This is a genomic window from Acinetobacter legionensis (assembly GCF_057165765.1).
Genome location: NZ_CM169896.1, coordinates 3,908,147 through 3,932,781 on the forward strand (window position 1 = coordinate 3,908,147; position 24,635 = coordinate 3,932,781).

General features: G+C 38.6%; 19 protein-coding genes, 4 tRNA genes and 1 pseudogene. 15 read left to right on the forward strand and 9 right to left on the reverse strand.

The genetic code is table 11. The annotated features are described in order from the left end of the window. The first annotated feature begins 162 nt into the window (after positions 1-162). Entirely contained in the window at positions 163-1,071 is a 909-nt protein-coding gene (gene hcaR / locus AC2G3J_RS17835; protein WP_336952220.1) for a DNA-binding transcriptional regulator HcaR, read from the forward strand. Between the two features lie 121 nt (positions 1,072-1,192). Further along, complete coding sequence (locus AC2G3J_RS17840) at positions 1,193-1,864, forward strand: DUF1345 domain-containing protein (protein ID WP_336952221.1); 672 nt, start codon at positions 1,193-1,195, stop codon at positions 1,862-1,864. A 137-nt stretch (positions 1,865-2,001) separates the two neighbouring features. On the opposite strand, the gene AC2G3J_RS17845 is transcribed toward AC2G3J_RS17840, so the two are convergent. From AC2G3J_RS17845 to AC2G3J_RS17860, 4 genes and pseudogenes are all read right to left on the reverse strand, one after another. Further along, a complete protein-coding gene (locus tag AC2G3J_RS17845; protein WP_419358941.1) occupies positions 2,002-2,607 on the reverse strand; it encodes a glutathione S-transferase family protein in 606 nt (201 codons plus the stop codon). Positions 2,608-2,664: 57 nt separating this feature from the next. Continuing rightward, the gene (locus tag AC2G3J_RS17850) at positions 2,665-3,366 is read right to left on the reverse strand and encodes a helix-turn-helix transcriptional regulator (protein WP_336952223.1); all 702 of its coding nucleotides are present in this window, start codon (positions 3,364-3,366) and stop codon (positions 2,665-2,667) included. A 77-nt stretch (positions 3,367-3,443) separates the two neighbouring features. Then, positions 3,444-4,112, reverse strand: a pseudogene (locus AC2G3J_RS17855) (HAD-IA family hydrolase). Positions 4,113-4,265: 153 nt separating this feature from the next. Further along, on the reverse strand, positions 4,266-5,204 hold the full coding sequence (locus tag AC2G3J_RS17860) for an RluA family pseudouridine synthase (protein ID WP_336952225.1): 939 nt from the start codon (positions 5,202-5,204) through the stop codon (positions 4,266-4,268). Between the two features lie 768 nt (positions 5,205-5,972). Between AC2G3J_RS17860 and AC2G3J_RS17865 the strand changes: the two genes are divergently transcribed. The 8 genes from AC2G3J_RS17865 to AC2G3J_RS17900 all read left to right on the forward strand — a co-directional run bounded on the left by AC2G3J_RS17865 (position 5,973) and on the right by AC2G3J_RS17900 (position 13,268). Continuing rightward, positions 5,973-9,392 (forward strand): Rne/Rng family ribonuclease, encoded by a 3,420-nt coding sequence (locus AC2G3J_RS17865; RefSeq protein ID WP_483770389.1) that lies wholly within the window; start codon positions 5,973-5,975, stop codon positions 9,390-9,392. Positions 9,393-9,599: 207 nt separating this feature from the next. Further along, positions 9,600-11,441 (forward strand): long-chain-acyl-CoA synthetase, encoded by a 1,842-nt coding sequence (locus tag AC2G3J_RS17870; RefSeq protein ID WP_336952227.1) that lies wholly within the window; start codon positions 9,600-9,602, stop codon positions 11,439-11,441. Positions 11,442-11,635: 194 nt separating this feature from the next. After that, positions 11,636-11,711: transfer RNA gene (locus tag AC2G3J_RS17875), tRNA-Lys, on the forward strand. 92 nt (positions 11,712-11,803) lie between these two features. Beyond that, positions 11,804-11,879 (forward strand) — tRNA-Lys (locus AC2G3J_RS17880). A 93-nt stretch (positions 11,880-11,972) separates the two neighbouring features. Next, positions 11,973-12,048: transfer RNA gene (locus AC2G3J_RS17885), tRNA-Lys, on the forward strand. A gap of 161 nt (positions 12,049-12,209) precedes the next feature. Further along, positions 12,210-12,285, forward strand: a tRNA-Lys gene (locus AC2G3J_RS17890). A 685-nt stretch (positions 12,286-12,970) separates the two neighbouring features. Beyond that, complete coding sequence (locus AC2G3J_RS17895; protein WP_419379239.1) at positions 12,971-13,111, forward strand: hypothetical protein; 141 nt, start codon at positions 12,971-12,973, stop codon at positions 13,109-13,111. Beyond that, positions 13,074-13,268, forward strand: a complete 195-nt coding sequence (locus AC2G3J_RS17900) for a hypothetical protein (protein WP_419358945.1) — start codon at positions 13,074-13,076, stop codon at positions 13,266-13,268. The genes AC2G3J_RS17895 and AC2G3J_RS17900 overlap by 38 nt, the downstream gene beginning before the upstream one ends. Positions 13,269-13,609: 341 nt before the next feature. Here AC2G3J_RS17900 and AC2G3J_RS17905 read toward each other — a convergent pair whose 3' ends face one another. Next, positions 13,610-14,281, reverse strand: a complete 672-nt coding sequence (locus AC2G3J_RS17905) for a hypothetical protein (RefSeq protein WP_336952229.1) — start codon at positions 14,279-14,281, stop codon at positions 13,610-13,612. A gap of 325 nt (positions 14,282-14,606) precedes the next feature. On the opposite strand from AC2G3J_RS17905, the gene AC2G3J_RS17910 reads away from it, so the two are divergent. Further along, entirely contained in the window at positions 14,607-14,867 is a 261-nt protein-coding gene (locus AC2G3J_RS17910) for a PspC domain-containing protein (protein ID WP_004718168.1), read from the forward strand. A 90-nt stretch (positions 14,868-14,957) separates the two neighbouring features. Here AC2G3J_RS17910 and AC2G3J_RS17915 read toward each other — a convergent pair whose 3' ends face one another. The 3 genes from AC2G3J_RS17915 to AC2G3J_RS17925 all read right to left on the reverse strand — a co-directional run bounded on the left by AC2G3J_RS17915 (position 14,958) and on the right by AC2G3J_RS17925 (position 18,521). Then, the gene (locus tag AC2G3J_RS17915; RefSeq protein WP_336952230.1) at positions 14,958-16,058 is read right to left on the reverse strand and encodes an HPP family protein; all 1,101 of its coding nucleotides are present in this window, start codon (positions 16,056-16,058) and stop codon (positions 14,958-14,960) included. 122 nt (positions 16,059-16,180) lie between these two features. Further along, on the reverse strand, positions 16,181-16,597 hold the full coding sequence (locus AC2G3J_RS17920) for a lysozyme inhibitor LprI family protein (RefSeq protein WP_419327036.1): 417 nt from the start codon (positions 16,595-16,597) through the stop codon (positions 16,181-16,183). 439 nt (positions 16,598-17,036) lie between these two features. After that, positions 17,037-18,521 carry an FAD-binding oxidoreductase gene (locus tag AC2G3J_RS17925; RefSeq protein WP_483770390.1) on the reverse strand — a complete coding sequence of 495 codons (1,485 nt, stop codon included), beginning with the start codon at positions 18,519-18,521 and terminating at the stop codon, positions 17,037-17,039. Between the two features lie 153 nt (positions 18,522-18,674). On the opposite strand from AC2G3J_RS17925, the gene AC2G3J_RS17930 reads away from it, so the two are divergent. Next, the gene (locus AC2G3J_RS17930) at positions 18,675-19,193 is read left to right on the forward strand and encodes an exonuclease (protein ID WP_336952233.1); all 519 of its coding nucleotides are present in this window, start codon (positions 18,675-18,677) and stop codon (positions 19,191-19,193) included. 56 nt (positions 19,194-19,249) lie between these two features. Here the strand turns inward: AC2G3J_RS17930 and AC2G3J_RS17935 are convergent, their stop codons facing one another. Continuing rightward, positions 19,250-20,560: a tetratricopeptide repeat protein gene (locus tag AC2G3J_RS17935; RefSeq protein WP_483770391.1), complete on the reverse strand. Its 1,311-nt coding sequence runs from the start codon at positions 20,558-20,560 to the stop codon at positions 19,250-19,252. A 517-nt stretch (positions 20,561-21,077) separates the two neighbouring features. Here AC2G3J_RS17935 and AC2G3J_RS17940 point away from each other — a divergent pair. The 3 genes from AC2G3J_RS17940 (at position 21,078) to glyS (ending at position 24,521) form a co-directional block, all read left to right on the forward strand. After that, a complete protein-coding gene (locus AC2G3J_RS17940) occupies positions 21,078-21,368 on the forward strand; it encodes a hypothetical protein (protein WP_419327032.1) in 291 nt (96 codons plus the stop codon). Between the two features lie 106 nt (positions 21,369-21,474). After that, complete coding sequence (glyQ, locus tag AC2G3J_RS17945; RefSeq protein WP_004718182.1) at positions 21,475-22,452, forward strand: glycine--tRNA ligase subunit alpha; 978 nt, start codon at positions 21,475-21,477, stop codon at positions 22,450-22,452. Continuing rightward, complete coding sequence (gene glyS / locus AC2G3J_RS17950) at positions 22,452-24,521, forward strand: glycine--tRNA ligase subunit beta (protein WP_483770392.1); 2,070 nt, start codon at positions 22,452-22,454, stop codon at positions 24,519-24,521. The genes glyQ and glyS overlap by 1 nt, the downstream gene beginning before the upstream one ends. Positions 24,522-24,635: the final 114 nt, after the last annotated feature.

The window sequence follows — 24,635 nt, forward strand, 5'->3', positions numbered from 1 at the left end:
GATTATTCACCATGTTATTTTCTATATTAAAATAACAATGAGTTTTAAAAGTTCATTTATTTTCTAAATACTATAATCATCTTCACCTGACAGTTGTTTATAGATTATACTATTATAAAATATTAGTAAGACATTTTTTGGATTATTCTTTGGACGCGTTATATGGAATTACGACATCTGAGATACTTCATTACTGTGGCTGAAGAACTAAACTTTAGCAAAGCAGCACTGAGACTTTATACGGCACAACCCTCACTCAGCCAACAGATCAAAGATCTTGAAGAAGATGTCGGTGTTCGACTGTTAAATCGGACAAAGCGTAAAGTTGAACTTACCGAAGAAGGCGCTGTTTTCCTTGAACAAGCACGCTTAACCTTAGCGCAAGCCGATAAGGCTGTTGCGATGGCCAGACAAGTTTCCAAAGCCAAACAGCAATTGTTAAGGATTGGGTTTGTGCCCGTTGCTGAAATGAAAATTTTCCCTTATGTATTGCCTAATTTAAGGGTACAAAATCCTGATCTCAAAATTGAGTTATTTAACTTAAATAACCTTGAACAAATACGTGCAATGAAAAAGGGTGAGCTAGATATCAGCTTTAGCAGACACAATTTTCATAATGAAGAATTTGAAAGTAAATTTGTGCTGCGTGAGCCGTTAATTGTTCTTTTACCCAAAGACCATCCTTTAGCAAAGCATGAACGTATCCCTGTTAAAGCATTAAATGCTATCGACTTTATTATCCCTGCCGAAGAACAATCCAGCACCTTACATAACACCATTTTAGAATTTGCCAAACACAATAATATTGAATTGAATATCGTCCAAAAAGCTGACAATATTTTACTGAATATCAACTCAGTTGGAGCGGGCTTAGGCTGTACAATTTTGCCGAGTTATATTGCGCCATTGACCACCAGTAACACCGTCATTCGACCTTTAGATATTGAACTGCCCTATCTAGACTTGTATGTGAGTTATCGAAAAAGTGCTGGCTCGGTTGCTATACAAAAGTTCATCGAATTATTAACCAAAGTATTTTATTTGGATATCAATCGCTTAGAGCAAGAATAAGAGCACTGCTCCAAAATTGACACAGCATTGTTTTTTAAATAGGACGGCTTAAACACATAAAACTTATGTCCATTTTTTTTACGCAAATACATCTCAATTTTTAACTTAGGCGGTGTCCATCATGATAGGACGTGCATTTCATCAATTTCGATCAGGTATACAGTCTCGCCCATACTTCTTTATTAGTTTTCTACTCACCGCAGTTGTATATATGGGGATGTCTTTTGGTACAGATTGGCAGTGGTCAACCAATTTGTTATTCAGTTGGAATATTGCCATTTTGATTTATCTCATCCTAACGATGAAAATGCTCTGGGCAACCAATCAAGCGCATATTTTAAAGCGTGCTCAACAGCAGGATGCTAGCAAATGGATCATTTTGCTGTTGGTTGTGCTCTCACTCATCATGTGCTTTATTGCCATTATTATTGAACTGGCACATTTGCCCGATGTGACTGGAATTAAAGCAGGACATATCGCTTTAGCGATTTTTACCATTATTTTTGCATGGTTATTTATGCATACCATTTTTGCTATTCATTACGCACATGACTTTTATTTGGCCGTAGAGAATCGACAGGATGGAGGATTGGACTTTCCGAAAACCCCTAAGCCAACCTATCCTGAATTTTTATATTTTAGTTATGTCATTGGTACTTCTGCACAAACTGCAGATGTATCTATCACTTCTCGCTCAATGCGAGTTTTAAATATTCTACATATCCTTTTGGCATATGGATTTAACACGACGATTTTGGCGATCTGTATTAATGTTGCTGCAGGTTTTATTTAACAGAAGTAAAAAATAGTGGGATTAACACCAAAATCCAATCTCCAAAGTTTTTTATAATTTTCTGCGCTTGAATATGACTAAAAACCTCAATACAAACCCAGTATGAGATCATGCTAAGTTTGCATCGTCTTGATGATTTAGTCGCTAAAAAGCACTTGATTATTTCTTAAGTTTTTTCTGCTTTTGATTGAATTAAGATACTTTTCAATTGCAGGATGGCTTTCAATCTCTGCCATCTTCAATTGCCAAAATAGCATGGAGCCAACAAACACATCGGCTACCGTAAATTGCTCACCACATAGATAAGGTTGAGCCTGCTCCAAGCCCTGAATTAAAGCCGTATAGCTGTCCTGAAAGTTTCCATAGCCAATATGCATTTTTTGTTCATCGGTAACCTCAACCTTTAATGCGCGATCCGTTGTGGCTGCATCCCACGGTCCAGCAGCAAAGAATAACCAACGGAAATACAAACCACGTTTTGGATCATCCAGCGCTGGTGCAAGCCCTTGATCAAAAAACTTATCTGCCAAATAGGCGCAAATTGCAGGCATTTCATAAATCACCACATCGCCATCGACTAAGGTGGGTACTTTGCCAAATGGGTTAATGTTTAGATAAGATTCCGACTTCATTTCAGTGTGATAAGCCAACTCAATTTTTTCAAATTCAGCTCCAAGCTCAATCAGTAGCCATTCAATAACGAGACCTCTAGACTGCGCGTTGCTATATAGTTTTAAGCCCATTTTTCCATTCCTTTATAGTGGTGTATTGAATATAAAGGGCGGCTGTGTCAGTTTTTGTCAGGAGCTTTTTAGCATGGATTTTTTTTGCAGCTCTTTTTGCCACCATGCCTGAAAAAGATGGCGCTTAAACTCTGGGTAAATGATTTCAGTCACATTTAATTTTTGTATACGATCTAAACGAAAATTTCGAAAATCTTCACGTAATTCACACCATGCAGCCAACAGCATTTTGTCATTGAAATATCCTAAAACAAAAGGCCAAAGCATACGGGTAGAAATATTTTGTTTTTCATCTAAATAATGCACTTCGATCTTGACCTGATAACGAATTGCTAGACGTACTTGTTCGACAATTTTTTCGTCAACCACAAGCCAATGGTTGATAGACCGAAGCATGGTTTCATCAATCAGCTCTTGTTTATTCTTGGGCAATACTGCATTAAGTTTGGCCAAAACTGAATGTGCAGCATTTTTCAATGCTGGATCTGGCACTGACCTTAACCAATGCAATGCCAAGAACACTGCTTCGACTTCTGTTTCATCCAAACTCATCGGAGGCAGTAAAAAGTTTTCTTTCAGCTGAAATCCTAAGCCCGCACTGCCCTCAATATTAACACCTTGGTCACGTAAACTTTCAATATCCCGATAAACACTTCGGACACTAATCTCCAAATGTTCTGCTAAGCATTGCGCGGTAATGGGATAACGCTGTTCACGTAAAAGTTGTAATAAAGTAAGTAATCGAATAGAGCGGCTCATGGTCAATTTTTTTATTATAACTCGTTGGTTTTATCTAAGTTTACGCTGAGAGCAATCTGCAAACAGCGTAAAAGCAACTAAGCAACTTCAGTTGCCTTAAGCTGTTGAGTTAAAAACTGATGTAAATGATCGACGTTATCCGCGATCGTCAGCGGATTAAAACGCTGTAATACATCAATCGCATGTACCCCATAACTCACCCCAACACGTGGCATAGCAATATTCTGTGCCATTTCTAAGTCATAAGATGTATCACCCACCATAATGGCTTGCTCCGCCTGAATCCCAGTGTAATCTAAAATTTCAGCCAACATCAATGGATCGGGTTTGGATTTGGTTTCGCTGGCCGCACGGGTGATCTCAAATAAATTCTGACTCTAGGTCTGAGCCAAAACACGATCTAAACCACGACGGCTTTTTCCTGTTGCGACTGCCAATTTGATATTTTGATTTTTTAAATCATGCAACATTTCAGAAACGCCAGCGAACCACAAATCATCTTTGGAATGCTCAACATAATGATCACCATAGCATTTTAAAATTTCAGTATGTAACTCTGGAACTTGAGGAAATAACACTTGAGCAACTTCAGGCAACCCCAAACCAATAATACTTTTCGCAGCATCAGCTGTTAACGGCTGCTCAAATTCTTTTGCAGCCACCAACAAACTCGCCACAATTTGCCCAACTGAATCAAATAAAGTGCCATCCCAATCAAAAATGATAAGCTTTACAGGTTTTTGCATGAATTATTTCCAATATTTGCTCAGTGTACGCATGACTCATTTTTAAATCTTATACGCTTTACATGACAAGCTAACGCATTTTTAAATACAAAGGGAACTTTTCATATAACAAGTTCCCTTTGTGTAAAAGATAAACTGAGCAGCAAGATAGAATCAATCTTTCTTTTGTGCTCTTAATTGTGCAACCAAGCTTTGCATATCTTCAGGTAAAGGCGCTTCAATCACAGGATAACCTGGAATTTCTAATCGCATCGCATGTAAGCTTAATCTCCGAGCTTTTGGTCCACGATATTCTGTTTCATGACCGTACTTATCGTCACCCACCAAAGGATGACCAATACTTAAGCCATGCACACGAATTTGATGGGTACGACCCGACAATGGAGAAGCATAGACCAATGTTGCGTGCATAAAGCGCTCTGCCACTTTCCATTGTGTCTTAGATTCTTTACCTTCATCTGAAACACGTACACGACGTTCACCATTGGACAATTCATAGCGCAATAAAGGTTGATTAATCAACTGTTGGTCTAAGCTCACTTGACCTTTGACAATTGCAGCATAGGTTTTTTTAATTTTATGCTCACGCAACAAGTCTTGTAGCGTTTTCAAGGTGCTACGTTTTTTACTCACCATCACCAGACCTGAGGTATCACGGTCAATACGATGAATCAATTCCAAATATTTTTTACCTGTCGCCGCACGTAAGCCTTCAATTAAGCCGTATGCCACACCGCTTCCGCCATGTACTGCAATTCCAGAAGGTTTATTGATCACCAATAAACCTTCATCCTCATACACCACACGGCTAAGCAAGCTTTGAGCAACTTTATCGGATACAGGTACATCAGTTTCATCTTTTTGCTCGAAGCGAATAGGTGCAACACGGATTTGATCGCCAATTGCCAGCTTAGTTTCTGCTTTTATACGCTTTTTATTGACCCGTACTTGGCCTTCACGAATTAAACGATAAATACGGCTTTTCGGCACACCTTTCAGGCGAGTAAATAAGAAATTATCGATGCGCTGGCCTTCTTGATGCTCGTCTACTTCAAACCAAGTTACATTTTGCCATTGTTGCGTAGAATTCATACAGTTAGGTGATCCAATAAAAAACTAAAATTTGATTAAAAACTGATCATTTAGACTATGCTTTTCATACAAAATAAGCATATAGCCCATAGGCAGATGATTCAAGGTTTGCTATAGTCAGCGCACGGATACCACCGTAAGTGAAATTTAGTGCCACCCTTTTTTAAAAATGAAAGCGTGACACATACGATAAAATTCACGACAGATGCGGAAAGGTCCCAAAAGAATATGCCGACGCCGAAGGCTTTATTATATCGGCAAAAAGACAAACTGTTGCGTTTAATTGTACTTAAAGTACAGAAATCAGTTTGTTTAAAAATATATGTCGCCAACCCAGACGTTGGTTTTTAAACATAAACTGATGCACATCAGGCAAGTCGCTGTAGAGTGTTATTCAGGACATAAGTGTTTGAGGCATTGGAACTGCACAATTTGTAAAGGTACGATGATAATTCCGTATCAAGACGCTCTCACAAAAGTTGAGATGCTCTTCGAGCAATGTGATAGTGAAAGACGAATCAAATCAGTCATCCAATGCACCACTTAAGTGCCAGTGAAAACCTCAAAACTTTAATCGTGCAAAGATTAAAGAAGTATTGCAGCATCAATACAGGCATCAAACCCAACCTTGCTCAAAACAAGTGGGTAAATTACTCAAATCATATTGGATGTATCCGTGATTTGGGCATTGATCCAATATTTTAGATGTTCGCTTCACTTAAAAAGATAGCGAGTTGTTGGTGTGAATCACTATTAGGTGTTACACCCATGAAACGTATGTTGATTAATGCAACACATGCCGAAGAAGTTCGCGTTGCACTCATCACTGGTCACCGTCTTTACGATTTCGATTTAGAAAACCGTACACGTGAACAAAAGAAAGCCAATATCTATAAAGGCCATGTCACTCGCGTAGAGCCTTCTCTAGAAGCTGTATTTGTAGAGTATGGAGCAGGTCGTCAAGGTTTCTTGTCGATGCGCGAAATTGCCAATACTTATTACAAGGCAGATCCTCGCCAAACTTCAAATATTCGTGAACTCATCACTGAAGGCACAGAACTTCTCGTTCAAGTTGAAAAAGAAGAGCGTGGCAACAAAGGCGCGGCACTTTCAACCTATATCTCTCTCGCTGGTCGCTATTTAGTATTGATGCCGAACAATCCGAAAGGTGGTGGTATTAGCCGTCAAATTTCGGGTTCAGTTCGTGAAGAACTTAAAGAAATGTTGGCGTCATTAAATACCCCACGTGGTATGAGCGTGATTGTTCGTACAGCAGGGATTGGGCGTTCACAAGAAGAACTTCAACTTGACCTTCAACATTTGCTAGATCTTTGGGCTCAAATCCAAGGTACTGCAAACTCTGGTCCATCACCAATGCTTGTTCATCAAGAAGCGGGTGTTGTGACACGTGCTATCCGTGACTATTTACGTGATGATGTTGCAGAAATTTTAATTGACTCAGAGCAAGCCTATAACGAAGCCTATAACTTTGTTAAAGCGGTTATGCCAAATCAATTGGATAAGTTAAAAACCTATACTTTAAATGAACCGTTATTTGCGCATTTTGGTATTGAAAGTCAAATTCAAACAGCTTATGAACGTGAAGTTAAACTTCCTTCAGGCGGTTCAATTGTGATCGACCAAACTGAAGCACTTGTTTCAATTGACATCAACTCAGCGAAATCAACACGTGGGCATGATGTAGAAGAAACTGCACTCAGTACCAATTTAGAGGCAGCGGAAGAAATTGCTCGCCAATTACGTTTACGTGATATTGGTGGTTTGGTTGTGATCGACTTTATCGATATGACCAAAGAACGCAACCAACGTATGGTTGAGGCCAAACTTCGTGAAGCGACGCAAAGTGATCGTGCCCGTATCCAGTTCGGTCAATTATCTCGTTTCGGTTTAATGGAAATGAGCCGTCAACGTTTACGCCCATCTCTTGAAGAAGCTACTGGTTATGTATGCCCTCGCTGTCATGGCACAGGCATGGTGCGTGATTTACGCTCACTTTCTCTTTCAATTATGCGTAAAGTTGAAGAGATAGCATTACGTGAACGTCAAGGTGAGGTTCAAGTTGAAGTGCCTGTTGAAATTGCAGCATTCTTGTTGAATGAAAAGCGTCACAGTCTGGTTTACTTAGAACAAACGTCAAATGTTCGTGTGACTGTATTGCCACATCCACATTTAGAAACTCCACATTACGAAATCTCATATAACCCTGAAGGTTTTGCGCCAACAAGCTATGAGCGTACTGAAGCTACACGTTCAAGCGAAAAAGAATTGGGCTATGAGTCATCTGAGTGGCATTTGGAAGAAGAGCAAACGCAACACAATACTGCACCGGCTCAAGCGCAAAACAATAAGCAAAATAGAAAACAACAACCTGCTCAACCACAAAAAGTTCAACAAACGGTTCAAGCACAAGTTGCTCAACCAGCTTCAAGCCCATGTGCTTGGTTAGAAAATCTGTTTGTCCAAAAGCAAGCGGCAACAGTTGACCAATCACGTTCTGCAAACAATGCAGCTGCGGCAATTGAACAAATGATTAATGGCGGTGCTATAAGCCGTGGTCAATTTGGTCAAGTGAATAATAATGTTGCTCCAACAGCGATTGAAGCTCAGGTTATTCCTGAAACCAATGCTTATCTTTCACATGCACCTGTTCAAAAACAAGAACCGCGTGAATATGAAAAACAGGGCGAGAAAGAAGAAAGAGCGCCGCGTAACAACAACAATAAAAACAAAAATCGTAACAAGCATAAAGAGTCACGTGAACAAAATACTGATCAACATCAAGTGATTGAAGAAGTGGTTCAGGTGCCTCGTCAAGAGCAACGCCAAGAACAGCGTCAGGAACAACGTGATCAACGTCGTCAGCAAAAGCAGCCACGTCAACAGCATGATCAAAATGCTGAAGCAACCCCTGCTGAACAAGCGGTTCCACGTCGTGATCGTAACCATCAGCAACGTCCAAACCGCCCAAATCGTCATCGCGATAGCAGCGTGTTTAATGATGAGCAACAACAAGCGCCAAATAACAATGCGCCAGTAGAGCATAATCAAACTCAAGAGCAACAACCTAAAGTTGAACTCATTGACACACCGAAGCATGCAGCTCTTGAAACAGCTTTAGTGGTCAATCTTGATCAAGCTCAAAGTGAAATTGTGGCATTAAACCCGCAACAAGTTGCTGCGCCAGCAAGCAACAAACCGAAGCGCCATGATCGCAATGAAAAAGCTGAAACTGTTGCTAAAGCACCTCGCACTGTAGACGCTCAACCAACTATTGCGCCTGCTGTAGAAAGTCAGACCGTAACTACTGAAGCAAAAACACCTGCAGCAGAGGTTCGAGTAGAACAGCCTGTGCAACGTGCCAGCAATGACCCGCGTCAAAAACGCCGTCAACAACGTGATGCTGCTCAAGCAAAAGCAACAACCCCTAAAATCGCACCATCTCAAGTACCGACATTAAATCAGTACACAGTGGGAACTTTGATTCGTCATGTTTATGGTGATGACTGTGCGGTATTGATTGAACAGTTTGGATTAATTCCAACATTCAATCGTGCATTGGTTAAGTTTACTGAAGAATATTCAGCGACCTTAACTGTGGAAGAAAAGACCGATGTACAAACCAAGCAGCCTGTAACACGTGATGTTGCTATCTCTAAAGCAGCGCCAGAAGCACAACCTGCTGATGTCTTAGACTTAACGCCACCAAAGCCTGAGAATGATCGCCGTGTAGCGAATGATCCTCGTGAACGTCGTCGTTTAGCAAAACAAGCAGCTGTACAAGCAAAGCAAGAGCATCAAGCTGAACTTGAGCAACAACCAGAAGAAGTGGAAACTGAGACTCAAGCAAGCCCAGTTGAAGCAGCACCTGTGGTTACTCAAAAAGAAGAAGTGCAAGCTGAAACACCCGTAGAAACTACAGTTGAAACAGCGCCTGCGGAAGTTGAAGTGGTCAAAGAAGCCCCAGCTAAGCCAGTTGAAAAAGCAATTGTTGCAACTGAAAAGGCGAAAAAGCCACAACAATCACTTGCTTTAGATACGACTGCTGAAGTTGGCATAGATGAAGATGCCCAAAAGGCAGACAATGTGGCAACAGATGAAAAACCGGCCCGTCCTCGTCGCCCTCGTGGCCGTCCGCCAAAAAAAGCGACACCACCAGCGGATGAGTAATGTGTAAAAATTTGCTTAAAATGTAGCGATTAAAGAGAACCTAGTCATTTCGATGGCTAGGTTTTTTTGCTATTTTGAAGAGATTATCAGGACATTTGTCAGATTAGGTTGATTGCACTAGTCTTATACGATTAAAAAGACAAATGTAATGTGAGTCGATGATACTCTAAAAATTGTATTGGATTACGAAAAATAAATAGGATTGATATGAGTCAAACAACACAGGCCGATCTCATCGGATTTACTGATGTCGCAGAGCGCTTACCACAGCTCATCAATAAGCTTCCCAATATCCTGACTGGACTTAAACAAGCTTATATCAGAACACCCAATACGCCTGCTGGGCTAGGTCTTGCTTTTGAACGTGCTGTAAAACGCAATCCTTATGGTGATGCGTTATTATTTGAAGATCAACGCTATAGTTATAAAGAGCTGAATAACTGGGCCAATCAAATTGCACACTTTTATCTTTCTATTGGCATAAAAAAAGGCGATGCGATCACGGTGATGATCGAAAATCGTCCTGAACTGATTGCGACCGTGATTGCACTGGCAAAAATTGGCGTAACAACAGCTTTAGTCAATACCTCACAAACAGGTAAAGTGTTGACACATAGTATCAACTTGGTCAATCCTGTTGCGGTGATCGTCGGTGAAGAATGCCGTGCTGCGGTAGATGAGATTCGTCAAGACTTAAACATTGCTCTAGACCGTCTACATTGGTTTGCAGATCAAAATACAATGCAAGAACCAGGTACAGCACCTCAAGGCTTTATCAATCTCGCTGAAAAAATTCAACAATTTCCAAAATTCAATCCTTCGACTACACAAAGTGTCAAAGGGAAAGATGGCTTGTTTTATATCTATACCTCTGGCACAACCGGTTTACCTAAAGCTGTGGTATTTACCAACAGTCGTTGGACATTGGCCTACGGAACATATGGTCATGTCTTAAACTTAGGTGAAGATGACGTGATGTACTGCACTTTACCGCTTTACCATGCAACAGGTATGGTAGTGTGCTGGTGTGGTGCAATTGCAGGCGGTTCAGCTTTGGCAATCCGTCGTAAATTCTCTACCTCTGCATTCTGGTCTGATGTCAAAAAGTTTAATGCGTCGGCAATTGGTTATGTCGGTGAACTTTGCCGCTACCTCATGGATGCACCTGCTTCAGAACTTGATCATACGCACCGTGTCACTAAAATGATCGGTAATGGTATGCGTCCAAATATTTGGGGCAAATTTAAAGAACGCTTTGGTATCGAAGAAATTTTAGAACTTTATGCCTCTAGTGAAGGAAATGTAGGCTTCAGTAATGTTTTTAATTTTAACAATACTGTTGGCTTCTCACCTACACCTTATGCCATCGTCCAGTTTGATAAAGAAAAAAATGAAGCCATTCGCGACAGTCATGGTATATGTCAAAAAGTCAAAAAAGGTGAAGTAGGCTTATTGATTGGTAAAATCACCAAGCGTTCCCCTTTTGATGGCTATACAGATCCTGAAAAGAACAAGTCAGTGATCATGAAAGATGTCTTTAAAAAGGGCGATTCTTACTTTATTACTGGTGACTTGGTTCGTGATATTGGTTTCCGACACGCTCAATTTGTCGATCGCCTTGGTGATACTTTCCGCTGGAAAGGTGAAAATGTTTCGACCACTGAAGTTGAAAATATTTGTAGTGAATACCCTAAAATTACAGAAGCTGTAGTTTACGGCGTTGAAATTCCAAATACCAATGGTCGAGCAGGTATGGCTGCCATTACTTTACATGATGGGGAAGAACTGACTGAACAGGATTTAAGCCAGCTTGCAGCCGAGTTTAAAAAGAACTTGCCAGCCTATGCAGTTCCAGTATTTTTACGTATCCAACAAATTGTAGAAACGACGGGTACATTTAAATATCAGAAAAATAAATTAAAGGAACAATCCTTTAATCCTGAAAAAACCTCTGATCGTATATTGGTATTACTGCCAAGTGCCAATGCCTATTGCGATGTCACTCCAGAGGTTTTTGCCAATATTGAAGCTTATAAATACCGTTTCTAAACTAAAAGCCCTGATTTCAGGGCTTTTTTAGTTCATTTTGTGTTATTTATAACCGAACGTTGCAAACTTTCTTAATTTTTACTTGCGCTCTATCAATATCTTGCTAAAATACGCTCCATCAAAACAAAGTGGTGTTTAAAAACTTTTTAGTTTTCTTGCACTACATATTCAAGCCTAGCTTGGATGAAGGTTCAGGGTCGTTAGCTCAGCTGGTAGAGCAGCGGACTTTTAATCCGTTGGTCCCGCGTTCGAATCGCGGACGACCCACCACTTAATTGTTTTGACCTGTAAATGGATAGCGATAGAAAATTTTCAATTTTCACAAATATCGAGTAAAGCACTGCTTTACACGTCCTCACTCAGGGTCGTTAGCTCAGCTGGTAGAGCAGCGGACTTTTAATCCGTTGGTCCCGCGTTCGAATCGCGGACGACCCACCATCTTTATGTTTTAACCTGTAAATCGATACCGATAGAAAATTCTCGATTTTCACTAATGTCGGGTAAAGCATCGCGCTTTACACATCTCCCTCAGGGTCGTTAGCTCAGCTGGTAGAGCAGCGGACTTTTAATCCGTTGGTCCCGCGTTCGAATCGCGGACGACCCACCATTCTTTCTTAGGGCTTCTTTCTGTACGGTTAAAGTACTACAATAGAAACGAAACCTGCAAATATTCCGACCAAAACCAAACATCTGCATTAGATGCTTCGCCACCCTCGAAAATTTTGCTTCATCATTTGTTCTCGTTTAACTATGGCTTAGACACGTTCAGGGTTGTTAGCTCAGTTGGTAGAGCAGTAGACTCTTAATCTATTGGTCGTGGGTTCGAACCCCACACAACCCACCAGATTTTTAACAAACTTATCCTCATTAAAATAAGTCCACTTAAATTTTTTACAACAGCACGATGTCATCAAATTTATTGTTTTATCATTCAATCAATACTAAAAATTAATACTCAAAAATATAAACTTAAATTTGAGTCAACTGATTCAACTATAAATAGCCAAACCTACAATCGTAATCAAATGACACAACCCAACCAGATCGTAAATCAATCACGTATATTAGCGTGACACAGATTTTCAAGAATTGCCTGAATCTTACTATTTTCCATAGATGTTATGGACATAAGGAATCTATCCCATAAATAAAAAAGTATAACCAATCTGAGAATTGGGTTAAATTTTATATTCAGTATCAGGCCCTAAGTTTTTTTAAATTAGGGCTAAAAGAGACTGAATAGTGTAGTAGTTACTCCATCGCAAAGAAATCAAAATTATTTATGAAATCACCTTAAAATTTCAAATCAAGATCATCTAATATTTTGAAAAAATTAAGGCCAGAATAACCATGAACAAATTAAAGAAAAAGTATCCCAAGCCTGTATTTGTTCAATATTCAATATCGATATATACATCTGCTTGAATATCACTTGAATTGAGTAAAACAATGGGTTAAAAACCAATCAACAATCTGTAGTTGAAAAATGACGTTTAAATAAAAAGAATTTTTACGAAAAGTAAATCAATATGATTAAACCAATAATTTTATCGGTAATACTGACAACAATGGTAACCCATTCTGCTGTGTCCACAGAAATGGAACATGCAGCGGGTCTTAGCTTAAGTGGTTATGCCGCACTCGCAACAGACTACGTTTCCGTGGTCTAACCAATCTAATGATCCTACGCTACAAGGAAGCTTTGTACTGTCACATGACTCGGATTTATACGGTGGAATCTTTACTGCCGATACAAACTTCGGTGATTCAGCATCACTACATTTTGAATTTACCTCATATATTGACTATAACACGGCATTAAATTGATCTAAACAAATTAAACCTCTACTAGATTTGAGCTATAACCCATTTAACTACCTAGGTTGGTCAGATTGAGCATGGCATGAGTTTTCAGCACGTTTAACATTTGATAACGTATTTTGGGGTAAAGATAGTCTCTTAACCCATATTAATTATAGTAATGACTAAATTGAATTTATAGGTCATGCATAGAACTTAACCTTAGGCTATTCAGTACCATTGGCTGAAACAGGTTTTGGTCTGACATCAAGTATTGGTTATTCTATCATTCTAGATAAAGGCTCATTGTTTGATCTTATTTTTGATTGTTTAGCTTTTCAATTATCAATTATTTAACTACTAATATTTTAATTATCAAATTTCTTTAACACATAGGCTTTTGTTGGTGCTGTATGGTGTTGACTAAAATAGAGCCGATTTTCTTCAGTTCCATTAATAATTTTATCAATATCCATCACCAAATCATTTTGTTCATCCACTTTATAATAGAACTGGATCCCTTCAATTCGGTTAATCACGATTTCATGATTTAGCTCATCATAGATCCAAGTATTTTTTTGATAAGCACGATTCGATTTTATATCATTATTTTCGTATGTTATTTTCCCCATATAAACAAAGGTGCGATGTGCAGTGCCGTCTGGAAGTAAGTTAATAATAAACTCTGCACTGCCTTTATCACATTTGGCGAATGGATCTTCACAGCTCATTTGTACATGATAACGCCCCACAAATGCCTCAGCTTTTGTAGGAAGTTCCCCACTTTGCTGATCTTGACTCTGCATATCTACTACAGCAGGTAGAGTTGCTTGACCCGCAAGGTCTGTTAGTTTTTTTCCTTCGCTTGAATGAGCATGTTGCGGTGTTTCTTGTAACGCAAGCTCACTCGATGAATTTTGTGTGTCAGATGTACCTTGTTGTTTATCATTTGATTTTGAGGAATCACAAGCACTCAGTACTGTACAAATACTGATACCTAGAATTCGAAAAAAATTTACTTTATGAAAAGTTAAATACATAAATCCAAATAACCCAATTGCACAGCACCAGCAACATCAAATATTAACCTACGTATATATTATTGTGTTACACCAGTTCTCGAAATCTTAATGATGTATTTTTTACAAAAGTATAAAAAACGTATTTGTCTCAACCACCCACTACAGAGGTTTGGACACTTTTTACATTATTTTTAATGATTTAAGTGGCCCTGTTACACAGTCTTAACAATTTTAATCGGTGATTCACTTGAAGAATCAAACAGAAACGCCACTATTTAATAATATAAATTCATTTTTAAATTTTTAATCATGAATGATGATGAATTATTTTAAGGAGATTTAAATGGCCAATTCTGGTTTATATCGTTCAAGCCGTCACAATATGATCGCCGGTGTAATGGGCGGTATTGCTGAACGTTTTGGTTGGAATGTAACATTGCTGCGAATTATTTTCGTGATCGTTTCATGTTTGAGCGCAGCTTTTCCAGGTATTCTGGTGTATTTGGTGCTTTGGTTAATTATGCCCAAACAAAAATTGCAGCTAAATGAACCGCAAAGCTATGAGCGCCCTGTACGAACTATTTATGAAGAGAAGACCCATTAATTGAATTTGATTTAAAGGTATTACCCTTTTCAGCTACAACAGTTCCCCCAAACTGCTGTAGCTTTTTTTATATCGCATCTTTTTATAGTATCATTGTGCATTATTTAGTTGTTGCTGCAATGCTGCGATCATATCTGCGCGACTAATGATCCCGACCATTTTTTGATGATCAACTACAGGGATATAATTAAAAGAGCGTTCAACGAAATAAGGCACCAAGTCTTGAATTGGTTGCATCGGCTGTACAGTGACCACTTGTCGATTCATAATTTGTTTGACCAAATTTTCCCAAGGGGCACGAGCATCAGCAGCGCGTTTAAACCATTCTACAATTTCATACAATGCCAATGTACCAACCAACTCCCGATCAGTATTGATCACTGGCAAACTCATCAAATTCACACGTTTAAACTTATCTAAAGCTTGATGAATATCATCTTGCTCATCTAGGCTCATGACATCTTTGCTCATAATATCTTGGCAAAGGTATTGATGTACTGCCCTTGCATTGGCCTTTTCTTGTGCTTCTAAAATGATTTTTTGTAAGTCATACTCACTAATATCTAAAAGCTGTGTCTGTTGTTCTAACACATCTTGAATATCTTGCGGTTGAATGGTGACTTTCTGTGTCGGCGTTGGATCCTTAGAACGTGTATTGAGCTGTGCAACTTGTGGATATTGCTTTCCCAACATACGATTAAAAATGATCGCAATCACCAGCAGCAAGACTGAATTGAGTAATACTGGGTAAAAGATAAATTGATAACCCAACTGATGAATAGAAGCGCCACCCAACACGGCAGTAATCGCCACCGCACCACTTGGCGGATGCAATGAATCTGTACTCATCATCAAGAAGATCGACAATGCAACAGCAACACTAAATGCCTCGGTTGGATTGGAAATAAAGATGGTACAAGTCACGCCGACTAAACCTGCGATGGTATTCCCCACCACCATATTCCAGGGTTGTGATAAAGGGCTTGCGGGTACAGCAAAGAGCAATACCGAGGACGCGCCCATCGGTGCGATATACCATGCATTAAATCCACCGAGTACATACCAACTGACCAATGATGACACTGCTAATCCAAGCAGTGCACCAACACCACAGACTAAACGATCTTTTAGCGGTAAAACTTTAAAATTGGGTTTTAAGGTATTTAACCATTCAAGTTGCGTATGAAACACGACAGTCCTGCGCTTTAACACGTTTTAAAGTGTGAATTATACGATGTTGTGATTATAAGATATATTTATTATCTATCTTAAATGGATAAATTTTCCAAGGATATTTCTCATCCACTGATTTTTCACTGAGCATATTCAGTCAATTGATCAAGTCTTTTCCCATATTCTTGCATTGGACAAAACTCATACATGGGTGAACCAATATAGCTTCCAGCATTTTGGCACTCCTGATCAACATAAGCTTTCCATAAGCGTTGTGATTTCATGATATCGTTATAACGTTCTTGCTGATGGTCTATCTGGCTCTGTTTTTTGATCTGATCGAGAACTTTGACAATTTCCTTTTCATAATATGCCCTACTCTGATTACTACACGATTCAACCACAGCATTGTTGATGTTTCCTAAAGCCAGTTTTTCGATAGTTTGTTCAACACATTGGTTATATACATCGGGTGAAGCAACACTCTGTTCTGCATAAGCCGATATTGAACAAATAGTTGTAGATAAAATCATCATGATTATGCATGCTTTTATCATATTTATTCCTTTATTGTTTTGATCATGACTCAATATAGCAATAAATCGATTTTAAAGGCTTTGTTTTTAGCACCCAGTCTGAGCTTAATCCTATTGGTCGCGTTTTTCCTTTTTATGAATCATCAATATGATATACAGTCTCTACTCACAATATTTGGTATTAGCTTAATCGTTTATCTGATTTATTGCGTTATAGTCATTCCAGTTGCTTATGTCATTTCACTTTGGCTTGCACATCAGTATTGGCTTAATTTTTTCAGTATTTTCGTCGGTTCACTATTGATGTGGTTAATTGTCAACATCATTGGCTATCTTGTTTTTACTGGATCATTGCCTACACCACTATGGAAACTATTGAGCGATTGGTTTTTTTATGCAATTTCTGTATTTGCAGGGTGCTGTTATTGGGGTTTATTAAAAGTATTTTCCAGACCATCATTCACGACTCACGATAATGTAGATAGAACTGATTACTAAAAATCTCCTCTGGATCATATTTTTTCTTCAAACTAAAAAAAGCATCCGTTTGCGGATAGGCTAAACGCATCTTGTCGCGACTCACATGTAAGCGATAAGGCAAATAAAATGTGCCTTGATTTTTAAGTGTAATATCAACCAATTGCTGAGTCAGTTGTTGCATATCCTGCTCTTGTTGTGCAGTCTTCTTTTGATTAAACAGAAACACCAAGCCAAAAACATCCTCTCGGGCATAATTCATAAATGCATCATGATCATGTTCAACTTCACGAATCGTGATATTGAGTAGATCCACTTTTTTAGTTTTTAAAACGGGCTTGAGATCTTGAATAAACTGAGCCAAGTGCTGCTTTGGAATAAAATATTCATGCAATAGATCGGTTGAATGGATATCTTTATTTTCAATCAAGGCGGCATCTTCACTGAGAATTTCATTACGACTAAATGTCGCATAAGGCGATACTGAATTCAGACTACTTTCTAGATCCCAACGTAGCCGTTTGCCGTATTCACTATCAACAGAACCACGAAACACAATTCGCTTGGTTTCAGCATTTTTACTTTGTTGTTGTGATAATGCCAAAGGTTTTTTATCAATTTTTTCAAAATAGTTTAAGGTTGCCTGCTGTAAAAAATGTTTATCTGAAATACGTAAACGACCATAAGCAAATTGTACATTTGGATTATTACTGACAATCTTTTGGTACGCCTTTACATAGTCTTCAGGTAAAACTGAAATTGATTGAAATGTTAAAGCAACATTATCAACAACTTTTAATTTTACATCGAGAATAATGCCAAATAATCCATAGCCACCAATCACCAATTTAAATAGTTCAGGATGTTTTGTACGACTACATTTTACAATATCTCCCTCTGCATTCATCAAGGTAAATGATTCAACACTGGATGAAATCGGGGGTGAATTCTTTTGCCATCCATGCCCATTGACACTGATTGAACCGCCAATCGAGAAATTACTAAAAGATTGCATCACTGCGATTGATTTGCCATAGCGGTCTAGATACCGAAGGGCCTCTTCCCATGTTGCACCCGAGCCAATCGTGAGAATATTAGTTTTCTCATCAAAGCTCATATGGTTATAGGGCAACATATTCAGTGCTATACCATCAGGGTAAATCGTATGCCCGCCCATACTGTGCTTAGCCCCTGCAATCGAGACTTTTAGATGATGTTCAGCTGCATATTTAAGCAAAGTTTTAAGCTGTCGTTGAATCACTTCGGGTGTACTTTCAACATCCACAATTTTATGCACTTTTGTCAAATTAAGATGACTGGCATCATCCCGATAGCCTTTAGTAATATGCTCAATTCCTTGTTGCTCATTGATTTTTGTTTTAAAAAGGTGAATTGCAGGAATAGAAATAACTGCCAATACAATAAGGAGAAGGCTTAGCCAAAGTTTGTTTTTCTGTACTTTTTGCATAATCAATGATTTAAAAATGTTTTAAATTTATTCAATAATTTATAAGCTATAAATATTAAAAAAGCAAAATACCGATAAAGTTTGTCAGCGATTAAAATCATCATTTATAATGACTTCCAGCATAAAAACAATATCTTAAAATAAGGAAAATATATGGCTTATATTAAGGTGGACATCGAAGCAGATGGTCCAATTCCCGGTGATTACTCAATGATTGCGCTAGGTGCAGTGTTGGTCGAAGATCACTTACATCAACAATTCTACGGTTTACTTAAACCAATTTCCGAGAATTATATTCCTCAAGCTCTCGCAGTTTCAGGCTTTAGTCGTGAAGATACCCTAAGCTTTAACAATCCTGAGCATGTTATGAAAGACTTTGCCAAGTGGGTGAGCAAAGTCAGTAAAGATCGCCCTATTTTTATTAGCGATAATAATGGTTTTGACTGGATGTTTGTCTGTTGGTACTTTCATCATTTTACTGGCAGTAATCCGTTTGGATTTAGTTCACAAAATTTAGGCTGTTTGTATAAAGGACTGGTCAAAGATAGCTTTCAAAGTTTTAAGCATTTACGCAAAACAGCACATACCCATAACCCTGTTGACGATGCCAAAGGCAATGCTGAGGCTTTATTGGCATTGAAAAAGGATTATGGATTGAACATTAAGTTTTAGATATAGCTCAGATTAGTGAGCCATGACTCAAGACTAATCTTTGCTAAAGAAAGTTTTTAATACATTCGCTGCATTAATCGCAAATCTTCAGGTTTTGGAATCTCACCTGTTTGTCCTAAAGCATGATATTTTTTAGTTAAATCTTCACGAACTAACTTCGCTTTTTCAGGATTTTTACCAATGCCTTTGATTCCATTTTCCAAACGATCTAAAAAGTAGATACCCACTAATATATTGTCGTGTTCATAATATTTTTGATACAACTCCATCGCTCTTTTTGGATCTGCCTTGATCAAATTCCCTTGCTCATAATAGAGTGGTAGGTTCAACTGTGCGCGTTCATGCCCTGCTTCAGCTGCTTTTGCCAACCACTCCATTGAAAGTTGAGGATTGTAAATTTTCCACTGCTCCTGAGCATATAATTCTGACAAAGTAAAATAAGCAGATTTTGGGTCTTGATCATGCTTTGCGTTTTCAGTTTCTTCAAATAACTCTATTTCATAAGTCAGATCTTCAAACTTTTTATCCGTTTTTAATAATCTTACAATTGCCTGTTGTGCTGGAATGTTATTTTCATCTGCTCGGGTCGCAATTTTGTAATAATTCATAGCTTCACCCAAATGTGCTTTTAAATAAGGCTTTTGTTCTGCCATTTGTCCCATCATAAAACCGACAAAACCACCTGCATCAAATTGTAACGAATAGATACGCCAAGCTTTTTTCCAATATTTTAAAGCCTTTGCTTCATTCACCTCTGTGCCTATACCATACGCATAGGCATAACTTAAATATGCCCATATTGGAGTTGGATAATCATCATTATCCCCCATGTGTTTTTCGATGGTATGAAATATACGAACTGCTGTTTCTTTTCTATCTGGATCAGCACAATGCTGATTAAGTACAGGGTAGAAAATATAGGCTTCTGAATTTCTCTTTCCAACTGCATCAAGCAGCAACTCAAAAGCCTGTTGTTGATCAATAGCAACTTTATCGCCGTAATATAATTTTTGTGCTTTAACCATTAGGTTATAGGCTTCTAATTCTTCAGGCTCTACTTCAGATACATCTTTTTGGGTCGGTTTCATCTGCTTTTTCTGTTCTTCTGAGAGCCCCAATTGACCAAATAAAGTCTCTAAAGTTTGATTAATCATTTTTGCATTTGGATAACCTTCTATGGGTGATTGAACATACAACTCCCACAATACTTTTTGATCAAATCCTTTATTTATTTGATAAAACTCTTTAAAAATAGGCGCTGTTTGTGGGGCGAAACAAGGGGCTTCTTCTATATTTACTGCATAACTTGATGTTGTAGATATAAAACCTAAAGTCGCTATGCACATAAAATAATTGAATTTTTTCATATTAAGATTGCTCATTTTGATATAAAAATTAAATTTATAAATTTCTAAAAAAGTATTTTTCAAATTATATATAAAATAATTCAATTAGTTAATTTTATTTTAAAACAAATTATTCAATATTTTGACAGGAACCGCTAGCATTGAAAAACCCTGCAGTTTGAAAATTAAGTTTTAATTAGCCCTTTCTAATTTTGTTACAGCCCAATAATGATCTTGTGCATTTTATCATCCTCTAAATTCGCCCCTATGATTTCTAAATAATTCATTTACTTAACATTGAATGAAGCATTGTGACATCGTCATGATGAACTTCCGACATTCAGCTTTTGAAGCGCTCTCTACCTTTACAAAGTTCATGAATATAAATTTTTTATGTTAATATCAAATATATAATTTAACTTATTTAATTTTACCAATGAACAAAATAACCCATTTCATCATTTTAACTTCTTCGTTTTTCCTTGCTGCATGTAGTACATCAAATGAACCCGTAATTTTAGAAACAAAGCAAATTACAATGACGGGCGAACCATCAAGCACACTTGAACTTACCCTAATTAAAAAAGATAAAATCTGTATCTTAAAAGCAAAAACCACTTCTAAAAAAACACCCACAATAGAAAAAGATTGGGCTTTTTTTAGGGAAGATCTCATTTTAATATCTGAAAATTCAAGCTCGGAACCCGTAATCAATAGCGATGCTTCAGATGCAAAAATTGAAGAACACATTGAGGAAATGAAAATAAGAAAAGAGGCCAAAGAAATGAAAAGTTTTATCTCAAAAGAAAATCTGAAAAAATGCACATAAGTTGATCTGCGATAAGAATCAATATTTATAGACTAACCTTTGCCACACCTCCCCAAAATCCTTATACTTAGAACCAATTTTTTCTAATACTTATAGTGGATGCTGCATGAGTCGCGCCATATCGCATATTGATACATTCCAAGGCTTAATTCTTGCCTTACAAAACTACTGGGCTGAACAAGGTTGTGTGGTGTTACAACCTTACGATATGGAAATGGGCGCAGGGACATTCCACACTGCAACATTCTTACGTGCGCTTGGGCCAGAAACATGGAACGCAGCATACGTTCAACCCTCACGTCGTCCTAAAGACGGCCGTTATGGCGAAAACCCAAACCGTTTACAACACTACTATCAATTCCAAGTGGTGCTTAAACCGAATCCTGACAATATCCAACAACTGTATCTAGACTCTTTAGAAGCGATTGGTATTGACACGCTTACACATGACATTCGTTTTGTAGAAGACAACTGGGAATCTCCAACATTGGGCGCTTGGGGCTTAGGTTGGGAAGTGTGGTTAAACGGTATGGAAGTGACTCAGTTTACTTACTTCCAACAAGTTGGTGGGGTTGAATGCTACCCAGTCACAGGTGAAATTACTTACGGCCTTGAACGTCTAGCAATGTACTTACAAGGCGTCGATTCAGTTTATGATTTAGTTTGGACCAAAGGCCAATTTGGTACAGTCACCTACGGTGATGTATTCCATCAAAACGAAGTAGAGCAATCAACTTATAACTTTGAATATGCCAACGTTGAAAAAATGTTTGAGCTCTTCGATTTTTATGAAGCTGAAGCAACCCGTTTAATGGAAGCGGAACTTCCACTTCCAGCATATGAGCAAGTCATCAAAGCATCACACAGCTTTAACTTACTCGATGCACGTGGTGCTATTTCTGTCACTGAACGTCAACGTTATATTTTACGTGTGCGTACTTTGGCACGCTCTATTGCACAAAGCTATGTGGCTGCTCGTGCCAAACTCGGTTTCCCAATGGCTGAACCGCATTTACGTGACGAAGTGCTTGCACAGTTAAAGGCACAAGTTGAAGCAGAAGCAAAAGCTGAGGAGAATAAATAATGTCTAAACATACCGTTTTATTCGAACTTGGCTGTGAAGAATTACCACCTAAAAGCTTAAAGACCTTACGTGATGCATTACAAGCTGAAACGGTTAAAGGTTTAAAAGACGCTGGTTTGGCATTTGATTCAATTGAAGCTTATGCAGCACCACGTCGTTTGGCATTAAAAATTGTCAATGTCGATGGTGCACAAGCAGACACTCAAAAGCGTTTTGATGGTCCTGCCCTACAAGCGGCTTATGATGCAGAAGGCAAACCAACCAAAGCCTTAGAAGGCTTTATGCGTGGTCAAGGCATTACTGCGGATCAAGTATCAACTTTCCAAGCGGGTAAAGTTGAAAAAGTTTGTTATTTAAAAGATGTGAAAGGTCAAAGTCTTGACGCTTTACTTCCACAAATTTTACAAACCGCACTGGATAACTTACCCATCGCAAAACGTATGCGTTCTGCGGCAAGCCGGACTGAATTTGTTCGCCCAGTGAAATGGGTGGTCTTGTTAAAAGACAATGATGTGATTGATGCAACGATTCAGGATCATAAAGCGGGCAATCTGACCTATGGTCACCGTTTCCATGCCCCTGAAGCGATTTCATTAACCAACTCAGATGATTATTTGCCGAAATTAAAAGCAGCACATGTCGTGGCTTCTTTTGAAGAGCGTCAAGCGATCATTGACCAACAAGTTAAAGCTTTGGCTGATGAAGTTAATGCGATTGCCATCGTTCCTGCGGACCTGCGTGATGAAGTCACTGCATTGGTTGAATGGCCTGTTGCGTTACGTGCAAGCTTTGAAGAACGTTTCCTTGCCGTACCTCAAGAAGCTTTGATTACCACGATGCAAGACAACCAGAAGTATTTCTGCTTGGTCAATGCAGCGCATAAATTACAGCCTTATTTCATTACTGTTTCCAATATTGAGTCTAAAGATCCGACTCAAATCATTGAGGGTAATGAAAAAGTGGTACGCCCTCGTTTGTCTGATGCAGAGTTTTTCTTCTTACAAGACCAAAAGCAACCACTTGCTTCTCGCAAAGAAAAATTAGCCAATATGGTCTTCCAAGCACAATTGGGCACACTTTGGAACAAGTCTGAACGTATTGCAAAATTGGCTGTGGCGTTATCTGCAATCACCAGTGCAAATCCTACTGATGCTGAAAAAGCTGCACTGCTTGCAAAATGCGACTTAACTTCAGAGTTAGTCGGTGAATTCCCTGAACTTCAAGGAATCGCGGGAACTTATTACGCACGTATTGAAGGCGAAAATGATGAAGTTGCTGAAGCTTTAGGTGAGCAATATTTACCTAAGTTTGCTGGCGATGTTCTACCAAAAACGAAAACAGGTACAACCATTGCCCTTGCTGATCGTTTAGATACCCTCACAGGTATTTTCGGGATTGGTCAAGCACCGACGGGTTCGAAAGATCCATTTGCTTTACGTCGCTCTGCGATTGGTATCTTACGTTTGGTGATTGAAAATAATCTTGATGTTTCGATTGAAAAACTGATCAAGCTTGCTTTGGCTGCTTATGGTGATGTATTGAAAGATCATACGAAGACTTTAGCCGATGCTGTCGCATTCCTTGAAGGTCGTTACCGTGCTAAGTACGAAGACCAAGGTGTTGCTGTTGATGTGATTCAGGCTGTTCAAGCACTTTCGCCAAAATCTCCACTTGATTTTGACAAGCGTGTGACGGCGGTAAATCATTTCCGTGACTTGCCAGAAGCTGCTGCTTTGGCTGCTGCCAATAAGCGTGTTGCCAATATCTTGGCAAAAGAAGCTGCACCTACAGGTGAGATTGTTGAAGCTAAATTAGTTGAAGATGCTGAAAAGGCGCTTTATACCGAGATTCAAAATATCAAACCTGCAGTTCAACCACTTTTGGACGCGAAAGACTACACCACTGCGCTTTCTAAGTTGGCTGCGCTTCGTGCACCGATTGATGCATTCTTTGAGAATGTGATGGTGATGGCAGATGATGCAGAACTCAAAGCAAACCGTTTACGTTTACTTGCACAGTTACGTGACTTGTTTACAAGCGTTGCAGATATTTCGGTGTTACAGCACTAAGTAGAAATATAAATTATAACCCGCTTCCGAGCGGGTTTATTTTTAGTTTTCGCTTTCCAAAACGCATAAATAAATGAAAACATAACAATAAAAATTAACAATCTAAAACTAAAT

Coding starts and splice junctions, on each gene's coding strand:
- hcaR (WP_336952220.1), top strand. CDS start 163: ATGGAATTACGACATCTGAGATACTTCATTACTGTGGCTGAAGAACTA.
- AC2G3J_RS17840 (WP_336952221.1), top strand. CDS start 1,193: ATGATAGGACGTGCATTTCATCAATTTCGATCAGGTATACAGTCTCGC.
- AC2G3J_RS17845 (WP_419358941.1), bottom strand. CDS start 2,607: ATGGGCTTAAAACTATATAGCAACGCGCAGTCTAGAGGTCTCGTTATT.
- AC2G3J_RS17850 (WP_336952223.1), bottom strand. CDS start 3,366: ATGAGCCGCTCTATTCGATTACTTACTTTATTACAACTTTTACGTGAA.
- AC2G3J_RS17860 (WP_336952225.1), bottom strand. CDS start 5,204: ATGAATTCTACGCAACAATGGCAAAATGTAACTTGGTTTGAAGTAGAC.
- AC2G3J_RS17865 (WP_483770389.1), top strand. CDS start 5,973: ATGAAACGTATGTTGATTAATGCAACACATGCCGAAGAAGTTCGCGTT.
- AC2G3J_RS17870 (WP_336952227.1), top strand. CDS start 9,600: ATGAGTCAAACAACACAGGCCGATCTCATCGGATTTACTGATGTCGCA.
- AC2G3J_RS17895 (WP_419379239.1), top strand. CDS start 12,971: ATGATTAAACCAATAATTTTATCGGTAATACTGACAACAATGGTAACC.
- AC2G3J_RS17900 (WP_419358945.1), top strand. CDS start 13,074: ATGCCGCACTCGCAACAGACTACGTTTCCGTGGTCTAACCAATCTAAT.
- AC2G3J_RS17905 (WP_336952229.1), bottom strand. CDS start 14,281: ATGTATTTAACTTTTCATAAAGTAAATTTTTTTCGAATTCTAGGTATC.
- AC2G3J_RS17910 (WP_004718168.1), top strand. CDS start 14,607: ATGGCCAATTCTGGTTTATATCGTTCAAGCCGTCACAATATGATCGCC.
- AC2G3J_RS17920 (WP_419327036.1), bottom strand. CDS start 16,597: ATGATAAAAGCATGCATAATCATGATGATTTTATCTACAACTATTTGT.
- AC2G3J_RS17925 (WP_483770390.1), bottom strand. CDS start 18,521: ATGCAAAAAGTACAGAAAAACAAACTTTGGCTAAGCCTTCTCCTTATT.
- AC2G3J_RS17930 (WP_336952233.1), top strand. CDS start 18,675: ATGGCTTATATTAAGGTGGACATCGAAGCAGATGGTCCAATTCCCGGT.
- AC2G3J_RS17935 (WP_483770391.1), bottom strand. CDS start 20,560: ATGAAAAAATTCAATTATTTTATGTGCATAGCGACTTTAGGTTTTATA.
- AC2G3J_RS17940 (WP_419327032.1), top strand. CDS start 21,078: ATGACGGGCGAACCATCAAGCACACTTGAACTTACCCTAATTAAAAAA.
- glyQ (WP_004718182.1), top strand. CDS start 21,475: ATGAGTCGCGCCATATCGCATATTGATACATTCCAAGGCTTAATTCTT.
- glyS (WP_483770392.1), top strand. CDS start 22,452: ATGTCTAAACATACCGTTTTATTCGAACTTGGCTGTGAAGAATTACCA.